The organism is Allobosea sp. (genome assembly GCF_048595345.1).
GTDB lineage: Bacteria > Pseudomonadota > Alphaproteobacteria > Rhizobiales > Beijerinckiaceae > Allobosea.
The window spans coordinates 1-8277 of the sequence record NZ_JBMDWH010000100.1 but is presented as its reverse complement, the minus strand read 5'-3'; the positions used below and the strand labels follow the sequence as shown (position 1 = coordinate 8277).

General features: G+C 69.3%; 8 protein-coding genes. 3 read left to right on the top strand and 5 right to left on the bottom strand.

Annotated elements, in window-relative coordinates:
- The first annotated feature begins 200 nt into the window (after positions 1 to 200).
- From glpK to der, 3 genes are all read left to right on the top strand, one after another.
- Positions 201 to 1703 carry a glycerol kinase GlpK gene (gene glpK, locus ACOJTB_RS10390; protein ID WP_420102450.1) on the top strand — a complete coding sequence of 501 codons (1503 nt, stop codon included), beginning with the start codon at positions 201 to 203 and terminating at the stop codon, positions 1701 to 1703.
- An 89-nt stretch (positions 1704 to 1792) separates the two neighbouring features.
- Complete coding sequence (locus ACOJTB_RS10385) at positions 1793 to 2455, top strand: tetratricopeptide repeat protein (RefSeq protein ID WP_420102449.1); 663 nt, start codon at positions 1793 to 1795, stop codon at positions 2453 to 2455.
- 6 nt (positions 2456 to 2461) lie between these two features.
- The gene (gene der / locus ACOJTB_RS10380; protein WP_420102448.1) at positions 2462 to 3850 is read left to right on the top strand and encodes a ribosome biogenesis GTPase Der; all 1389 of its coding nucleotides are present in this window, start codon (positions 2462 to 2464) and stop codon (positions 3848 to 3850) included.
- 45 nt (positions 3851 to 3895) lie between these two features.
- Here der and ACOJTB_RS10375 read toward each other — a convergent pair whose 3' ends face one another.
- From ACOJTB_RS10375 to ACOJTB_RS10355, 5 genes are all read right to left on the bottom strand, one after another.
- Positions 3896 to 4558: a tetratricopeptide repeat protein gene (locus tag ACOJTB_RS10375; protein WP_420102447.1), complete on the bottom strand. Its 663-nt coding sequence runs from the start codon at positions 4556 to 4558 to the stop codon at positions 3896 to 3898.
- 143 nt (positions 4559 to 4701) lie between these two features.
- Positions 4702 to 5442, bottom strand: coding sequence for an SDR family NAD(P)-dependent oxidoreductase (locus ACOJTB_RS10370; RefSeq protein WP_420102446.1), 741 nt, complete (start codon positions 5440 to 5442; stop codon positions 4702 to 4704).
- Between the two features lie 158 nt (positions 5443 to 5600).
- Entirely contained in the window at positions 5601 to 7067 is a 1467-nt protein-coding gene (gene purF / locus ACOJTB_RS10365) for an amidophosphoribosyltransferase (protein WP_420102445.1), read from the bottom strand.
- Positions 7068 to 7115: 48 nt separating this feature from the next.
- Positions 7116 to 7781: a CvpA family protein gene (locus tag ACOJTB_RS10360; RefSeq protein ID WP_420102444.1), complete on the bottom strand. Its 666-nt coding sequence runs from the start codon at positions 7779 to 7781 to the stop codon at positions 7116 to 7118.
- Positions 7782 to 7854: 73 nt separating this feature from the next.
- On the bottom strand, positions 7855 to 8277 hold a 423-nt coding region (locus ACOJTB_RS10355; protein WP_420102443.1), incomplete at its 5' end, for a magnesium chelatase domain-containing protein.

Below are 8277 nucleotides of genomic sequence, written 5' to 3'. Positions count from 1 at the left end.
CCGGCCGTGCATCGCGCCGGCAGGCGCCGCATATCCGCCGCGCCTCGTTTCGTTGCCGAGCTAACTACAGCGCAAGCCGCGTGCCAAGGGGCGATGCTCGCCCGGCATCGCAGGCAGGTGCCGATCTTGCGCCGCCAGGGGCGCTTCGGCAGTGTCCGGCGGCGCCGCGCCGCGCGGCTGTTCAGCAACGGGACCGGATCATGGCCGCCAGACATCTCCTCGCGATCGACCAGGGCACGACCTCGTCGCGCGCGATCCTGTTCGATTCGGGGCTGCACATCGTCGCCAGCGCGCAGAAAGAGTTTCCGCAGCACTTCCCGGCCTCGGGCTGGGTCGAGCACGAGCCCGAGGATATCTGGGAGAGCGTGCTCGCCACCGCTCGCGAGGCGCTGGCGAAGGCCGGGCTCACGGCTGCGGACATCGCCGGCATCGGCATCACCAACCAGCGCGAGACGACGCTGATCTGGGACAGGCGCACCGGCCGCGCCATCCATCGCGCCATCGTCTGGCAGGATCGGCGGACCGCCGGCCATTGCGCCGAACTGCTGGCGGCGGGGCATGAGGAACTGGTCGCCAGCCGCACCGGGCTGCGCATCGACCCCTATTTTTCCGGAACCAAGATCGCCTGGCTGCTGGACAATGTGCCGGGTGCCCGGCGCCGAGCCGAAGCGGGCGAGCTCGCCTTCGGCACGATCGATTCGTTCCTGCTCTGGCGGCTGACCGGCGGGGCCGTCCATGCCACCGACGCCACCAATGCGGCCCGCACCATGCTGTTCGACATCGGGCGCGGCGTCTGGGACGAGGATCTGCTGGCGCTGCTCGACGTGCCGGCCGCGCTGTTGCCGGAGGTGCGCGATTGCGCCAGCCATTTCGGCGACACCGTGCCGGAGCTGTTCGGCGGGCCGATCGCCGTGCGCGGCATGGCGGGGGACCAGCAGGCGGCGACGGTGGGGCAGGCCTGCTTCGACCCCGGCATGGTGAAATCGACCTATGGCACGGGCTGCTTTGCCCTGCTCAACACCGGCGACAAGCCCGTCCGCTCCGGCAACAAGCTGCTCAGCACCATCGCCTACCAGCTCGGCGGGCGGCAGACCTATGCGCTCGAGGGCTCGATCTTCATCGCCGGGGCGGCCGTGCAATGGCTGCGCGACGGGCTCGGCCTCATCGAGAAGGCGAGCGAGACCGGCCCCCTGGCCGAGGCGGCCGATCCGGCGCAGGACGTTTATCTCGTGCCGGCCTTCGTCGGCCTCGGTGCGCCGCATTGGGACGCGAATGCCCGCGGGGCGCTGTTCGGGCTGACGCGCGGTACCGGGCCGCGGGAATTCGCCCGCGCCGCGCTGGAAAGCGTCTGCTACCAGACGCTCGAACTGATCGAGGCCATGCATGCGGACTGGCCGCAGGCCGGGCAGGGCGGGCGCTCGGTGCTGCGGGTCGATGGCGGCATGGTGGCGTCGGACTGGACGATGCAGCGCCTCGCCGACATTCTCGACCTGCCGGTCGACCGCCCGACCGTGCTGGAGACCACGGCGCTGGGCGCGGCCTATCTCGCCGGGCTCGACGCCGGGCTGCTGCCGGAGCCGGCGCGCTTCGCCGATCGCTGGCGTCTGGAGCGCCGGTTCAGCCCGGCGATGGCCGCGAGCGAGCGCGACCGCAAGGTCTCCGGCTGGCGCGACGCGGTGCGGCGGACGCTGACGCAAGCCTGAAGCCGCCAAAAGGCCGTCGCTGCGGTTCCGGCTCGCCATGCCGGGCTGAAAATGCTACCGCGCTCCCCAACAGGAAGTGTGACAGTCAGATGGCCGATATTTTTCGCGAGATCGAGGAAGAGGTTCGCCGGGACAAGGCGGCGGAGCTCTGGAAGAAATATGGCTGGCTGATCACGGCGCTGGCGGTGATCGCCGTGCTCGCCGTCGCCGGCTGGCAGTTCTGGCAGCATCAGCAGCAGCAGGCCGCCGCCGCCGTCGGCGCGCGGCTGGAAGCGGCACTGAAATCGACCCGCGACGGCGACGGTACGCAGGCCGAGACCATCCTCAAGGAGCTCTCCGCCTCGGCGCCGGCCGGTTATCGCGAGATCGCGCGCTTCCGCCTCGCCTCCGAGACGGCCAAGACCGACCCGACCGCAGGTGCCGCCGCTTTCGACGCCATCGCCCAGGATGGCACCCTCGATCCGCTGGCGCGCGACCTCGCCCGCCTGCGGGCCGGCATCCTGCGCGTCGATCTCGTCGGCTATGACGAGATCAAGACCGCGCTGGAGCCGCTGGCGGTGCCGCAGGGCGCCTGGCGGCTCAGCGCCCGCGAGTTCCTCGGCGTCGCGGCCCTCAAGGCCAACCAGTTCGACGCCGCCGGGCGCTGGTTCGACGGTATCGTGACCGATCCGGCCGCGTCCCCGGCCGAGCGGCAGCGGGCCGAACTTTATCTCGCGCTGGTGCGCGGCGGCCCTGTGACGGTGAAGAACTGAGCTGAGATGACCGCAATCGTCGCCCTGATCGGGCGCCCCAATGTGGGCAAGTCGACCCTGTTCAACCGGCTCGTCGGCAAGAAGCTCGCGCTGGTCGACGACCGGCCGGGCGTGACGCGCGACCGGCGCGAGGGCGATGCCTCCCTCGGCCATCTGCGCTTCACCGTGATCGATACAGCCGGGCTCGAAGAGGCCGACAAGGATTCGCTCGCCGGCCGCATGCGCGCCCAGACCGAGACCGCGATCGCGCAGGCGGACGTCATCCTGTTCATGATCGATGCCCGCCTCGGCATCACGCCGATGGACCAGCCCTTCGCGGATCTCGTGCGCAAATCCGGCAAGCCGGTGATCCTGCTCGCCAACAAGGCGGAGGGGAAGAAGGGCTCGGACGGCATCATCGAGGCCTATACGCTGGGCCTCGGCGACCCCGTACCGTTCTCGGCCGAGCATGGCGAAGGCACTTCCGACCTGCTGGAGGCGCTGGCGCCCTATGTGGATGTCGAGCCCGAGGAGGACGAGGAGGAGGCCTGGGCGGATGTGTCGGGCGAGTCCACCGACGAGGAGGCCGACGACCCGACCAAGCCGCTGCGGGTGACGATCATCGGCCGGCCCAATGCCGGCAAGTCCACCCTGGTCAACCGCATGATCGGCGAGGAGCGGCTGCTGACGGGCCCGGAGGCCGGTATCACCCGCGACACCATCTCGGTGGATTGGGAATGGCGCGGGCGCAAGGTCAAGCTCTTCGACACAGCCGGCATGCGCAAGCGCGCCCGCATCGAGGAGAAGCTGGAGAAGCTTTCCGTCGCCGATTCGCTGCGTGCCATCCGCTTCGCCGAGGTGGTGGTCGTGCTGCTGGACGCCACCATCCCCTTCGAGAAGCAGGATCTGACGCTGGTCGATTTGACCGAGCGCGAGGGCCGGGCCGTGGTGATCGGCCTCAACAAATGGGATCTCGTCGCCGACAAGCAGGGCCTGCTGGCCGAGCTGAAGGAGAAGGCGCATCACCTGCTCGCGCAGGTGCGGGGGGTGCCGATCGTGCCGCTTTCGGGACTGGCGGGCGAAGGAATCGACCGGCTGATGCAGGCGGTGTTCTCCGCCTATCAGGTCTGGAACGGGCGCATCTCGACCGCGCGGATCAATCGCTGGCTGGAAGGCGTGCTCTCGGCCCATCCCCCGCCGGCGGTGGCGGGGCGGCGCATCAAGATCCGCTACATGACGCAGGCCAAGGCGCGCCCGCCGACCTTCGCGCTGTTCGGCAACCAGCTCGAGCATCTGCCGGTGTCCTACACACGCTATCTCGTGAACAATCTGCGCGAGGCCTTCGAGCTGCCGGGCACGCCGATCCGCTTGCACAGGCGCGGCGGGCATAATCCTTACGACAAGGATCGGGGTTGAGAGCTCCGAGGGCGGGCGCTCTCCGGCGCCTTCTGGCCGGGCCTCTCACCGTGTGGCGGGCAGGTCCTGCGCCAACAGCTTCATCGCTGTCTCGCGATCCCGCTGCGCGCCTTCGGCATCGCCGAGGCGGCGCCTGACATCCGCCCTGAAGAGGTAGTTGTCCGGCGAGCGGGGTGACAGGCGCACGGCCTCGTCGAAATCCGCCAGCGCTGGCTTCAATTCGTCCACACCCAGCCGGGTCAGCCCGCGCAGGGACCAGGCGTGCTCGACATCGGGCGCGAGCGCGATCGCGCGGTCGAGATCGACGAGCGCTGCGCGCGGCTTCCCCAATGAAGAGCGGATCGAGGCGCGCGTGACCAGAAAATCGGCGTTCGAGGCATCGAGGCCGATGGCGCGGTCGATATCGCGCAGCGCCCGCTCGAGATCGCGCATATAGAGCAGATGCGCCTTGCTGCGACGGGCATAGCCGGCTGCAGCTTGCGGTCGCAGCGCGATCGCCCGGTCGTAATCGGCCAATGCCCGCCGATAGCGATCGCCCGATCCGGGCGCCAGCAGATCGGCGCGGGTGAGCAGCGCATCGGCGAGGGCCTCGCCGGCGAGGCCGCCGGAGGCGATCAGACGATCACAGGCGGCCAGCGCCCGGTCGTGCCGCTCGATGACGGCCTGCGGGTCTGCGACCGCCTCGGCCGTCGATGCAGGGCGGCACATTGCCTTGTCCTCGGCGGAGGACGTCGGTGCCTCGGCGAAAGAGGGCTGGGCCGACAGAATGAGCCATGCCAGCGCGGCGCCGCGCTGGCGAGCCGATGCGGTTTGCGCGGGACGGAACACCAAATGGCTCTTCCCGCTGCCCGTCACGCGGGCATCCGCGGCGCGAGCAGCTTGCTCTGCGGAAAATCGAAGATCTTGCCGCTCTCGGCCCAGTCGGGCGAGGCCAGCCGCACCAGATGCGGCGCCAGATCCTCCGGCGTCTTCAGCGTCGCGGGATCTTCGCCCGGCATCGCCTCGGCGCGCATGCGCGTCCGCAGCGGGCCGGGATTCACCAGCGTCACCTTGACCGGCGTCGTCGCGGTCTCGGCGGCATAGGTGCGTCCGAGCGCCTCCACGGCCGCCTTCGAAACCGAATAGGGCCCCCAATAGGCGGTGCATTTGTGCGCGGCACCGGACGACAACAGGATGACGCGGCCGGCATCCGAGGCGCGCAGCGCCGGATCCAGCGACTTCAGCAGCCGCCAGTTCGCCGTGACGTTGATGTCCATCACCTTGGCCCAGTCGGCCTCGGTGACGTGGCCGAGCGGGGAGAGCGAGCCGAGCACGCCGGCATTGGCGAGCAGGATATCGAGCTTGCCCCAGCGTTCCAGCACGGCGGGGCCGAGCTTCTCGATGCCGCCGACATCGGCGAGATCGAGCGGTACCAGAGTGGCGCTGCCGCCGATCTGGCGAATCTCGTCGTCGAGTTCCTCCAGCGCGCCGGAGGTGCGGGCGAGGGCAACGACATGCGCTCCCGCCCGCGCGAAGGCGAGGGCGGCGGCGCGGCCGATGCCGCGCGAGGCCCCGGTGACGAGGGCGATGCGGCCTTGCAGGGGTTGGGTCATCGGCTTTGCGATCTCGCTTCGTTCAACCGCGAGTCATCCCGGACAAGCCGCTTCGGCGGCGCCGATCCGGGATCCATGCCTGAACCGTTCCGGCATGGATCCCGGGTCTCCCTTCGGTCGCCCGGGATGACCCGCATCATGCTGGTCGTGGGTGGCGATCAGCCGGCTTCCGCGAGCAGAGAGATCTGCTGCTTGGCGCTCTCGCCGATGACGTCGGTCAGCGAGGTCGGGTAGTCGCCGGTGAAGCAGTGGTCGGTGAATTGCGGCCGCACAGGGTCGCGGCCCTCATGGCCCATGGCGCGATAGAGCCCGTCCACCGAGATGAAGGCCAGCGAATCGGCGCCGACGAACTGGCGCATCTCCTCCAGCGAATGGGTGGCGGCGAGCAGCTTCTCACGGTCGGGGGTGTCGATCCCGTAGTAGTCGGGATGGGTGATCGGGGGGGAGGAGATGCGGAAGTGCACCTCCTTGGCGCCGGCCTCGCGCATCATCTTCACGATCTTGAAGGAGGTGGTGCCGCGCACGATCGAATCATCGACCAGCACGATGCGCTTGCCCTCGACGACAGAGCGATTGGCCGAGTGCTTCAGCTTGACGCCGAGTTCACGGACCTTCTGCGTCGGCTCGATGAAGGTGCGGCCGACATAGTGGTTGCGGATGATGCCGAGCTCGAAGGGGATGCCGCTGGCCTGCGAATAACCCAGCGCCGCCGGCACGCCGGAATCCGGCACGGGCACGATGACATCGGCCTCGGCCGGCGATTCCTGCGCGAGGACGGCGCCCATCGCCTTGCGGCGCTCATAGATGCTGCGGCCCTTCACGATCGAATCGGGGCGGGCGAAATAGATGTATTCGAAGATGCAGGGACGCTCGGCCACGGGCGGGAAGGGCTTGTGGCTCTCGATGCCGCTTTCGGAGATGATCACGACCTCGCCATTCTCGATCTCGCGGATGAACCTGGCGCCGATGATGTCGAGCGCGCAGGTCTCGGAGGTCAGGATCGGGGCGCCGTCGAGCTCGCCCAGTACCAGCGGGCGGATGCCGAGCGGGTCGCGCGCGCCGATCAGCTTCTTGTTGGTGATGCCGACGAAGGCATAGGCGCCCTCGATCTGGCGGATCGCCTCGACGAACCGATCGACGAAGTTCGGCTTGCGCGAGCGCGCCACCAGATGCAGCAGCACCTCGGTGTCGGAGGTGGACTGGTAGATCGCGCCGTCGCGCACCAGCTCGCGCCGCAGCGTCAGGCCGTTGGTGAGGTTGCCGTTATGCGCCACGGCGAAGCCGCTGCCGTGGAGTTCGGCGAAGAGCGGCTGGACGTTGCGCAGGATCGTCTCGCCCGTCGTCGAATAGCGGACATGGCCGATGGATTGCGTGCCCTTGAGCTTGTCGATGACGTTCGCCTCGGAGAAAGCGTCGCCGACGAGGCCGAGGCGGCGTTCCGAATGGAAGCGCGAACCGTCGAAGGAGACGATGCCCGCCGCCTCCTGTCCGCGATGCTGCAGCGCATGCAGGCCCAGCGCCGTCAGCGCCGCGGCATCGGCATGGCCGAAGATGCCGAAGACGCCGCATTCCTCCCGCAGCCGGTCTGCATTCGGATCGAAGGCGGTGTCGGAGGGCGAGATCATCGGGCGAGCTCCACGCGCGGCAGGGGCGAAGGCGTCTTTAGCCGTCAATTAGGGTCGCGATGGGGCGGGCGCAACCGCTCCGGGCCGGGCAGGGGTTGCAGCGGGCGCATTGCCGGCCGGCGCGGTCGCGGCCGGGGTGCGCGGCTCCTCGGCCGGCGGCGTGCCGTCCGCCGCGCCTTGCGCACCGGGCTTCTTCAGCAGGTTCTTGATCGCGTCGGCATTGATGTCCTGCGGCAGCATCGCCACCAGCGAGCGGCCGGTTTCCTCCAGCATCGGGCGGGCCTTGGCCTCCCGGGCCCAGACCGGCATCTTCTCAGGGGTGACGAGCGCGGCGAAGAAGACATAGCCGATCACCGCCAGCAGCACGCCGCGCGCGGCGCCGAAGGCGAAGCCGAGGGTGCGGTCCAGCGCGCCGATGCGCGAATCGAGAACGAAATCCGAAATACGCGCGGTCAGGAGCGAGACCAGGATCAGCGTGCCGAGGAAGAGCACGGCGATCGACGCGACCAGCGAGATCGTGGCCTGCGCGGAGCTCGCCGGGATATACTGCTCGATGAAGGGCACCAGCTGCGGATGGAACGCCCAGGCCACGGCCGCGGCAGCCACCCAGGAGACGATCGCCAGCACCTCGCGGGTGAAGCCCCGCACGGCCGCGAGCAAGGCCGAGAGCAGCACCACGCCGATGACGACGAGATCGAGAAGGGTGACTGGCATGGGGAGGGCCGCTCTGCTGTGATCGACATCGGCGCGCCGAAACGGCCCGCTATTCGCGCTGCCTATACGCGCTTCAGGCGTTTTCGTCACCCTGCGGGGCGCGGGATTTCACACCCTTGCGAGGCGCGCGCGCGGCGATATCGGCAACGAGTTCCGTGACATGGCCGAAACGGCGCAAGCCGAGGCCGCCGCCGTCGCCATGGTCGTTGCCGCCGGCCGGCATCAGTGCAGTCTCGAAGCCGAGCTTGGCCGCCTCCCGCAGCCGCGCCGCCGTGACCGAGACCGGGCGGATCGAGCCCGACAGGGCGATCTCGCCGAAATAGACCGCTTCCTGCGGCAGGATCGCGCCCGTCAGCGAGGAGACCAGCGCGGCCGCGACGGCGATGTCGGCGGCCGGCTCGTTGACGCGCAGCCCGCCGGCGACGTTGAGATAGACGTCGTGCTGGCCGAGCCTGAGGCCGCCATGGGTTTCCAGCACCGCCAGCACCATGGCGAG

Coding starts and splice junctions, on each gene's coding strand:
- der (WP_420102448.1), top strand. CDS start 2,462: ATGACCGCAATCGTCGCCCTGATCGGGCGCCCCAATGTGGGCAAGTCG.
- ACOJTB_RS10360 (WP_420102444.1), bottom strand. CDS start 7,781: ATGCCAGTCACCCTTCTCGATCTCGTCGTCATCGGCGTGGTGCTGCTC.
- glpK (WP_420102450.1), top strand. CDS start 201: ATGGCCGCCAGACATCTCCTCGCGATCGACCAGGGCACGACCTCGTCG.
- ACOJTB_RS10385 (WP_420102449.1), top strand. CDS start 1,793: ATGGCCGATATTTTTCGCGAGATCGAGGAAGAGGTTCGCCGGGACAAG.
- ACOJTB_RS10370 (WP_420102446.1), bottom strand. CDS start 5,442: ATGACCCAACCCCTGCAAGGCCGCATCGCCCTCGTCACCGGGGCCTCG.
- purF (WP_420102445.1), bottom strand. CDS start 7,067: ATGATCTCGCCCTCCGACACCGCCTTCGATCCGAATGCAGACCGGCTG.
- ACOJTB_RS10375 (WP_420102447.1), bottom strand. CDS start 4,558: ATGTGCCGCCCTGCATCGACGGCCGAGGCGGTCGCAGACCCGCAGGCC.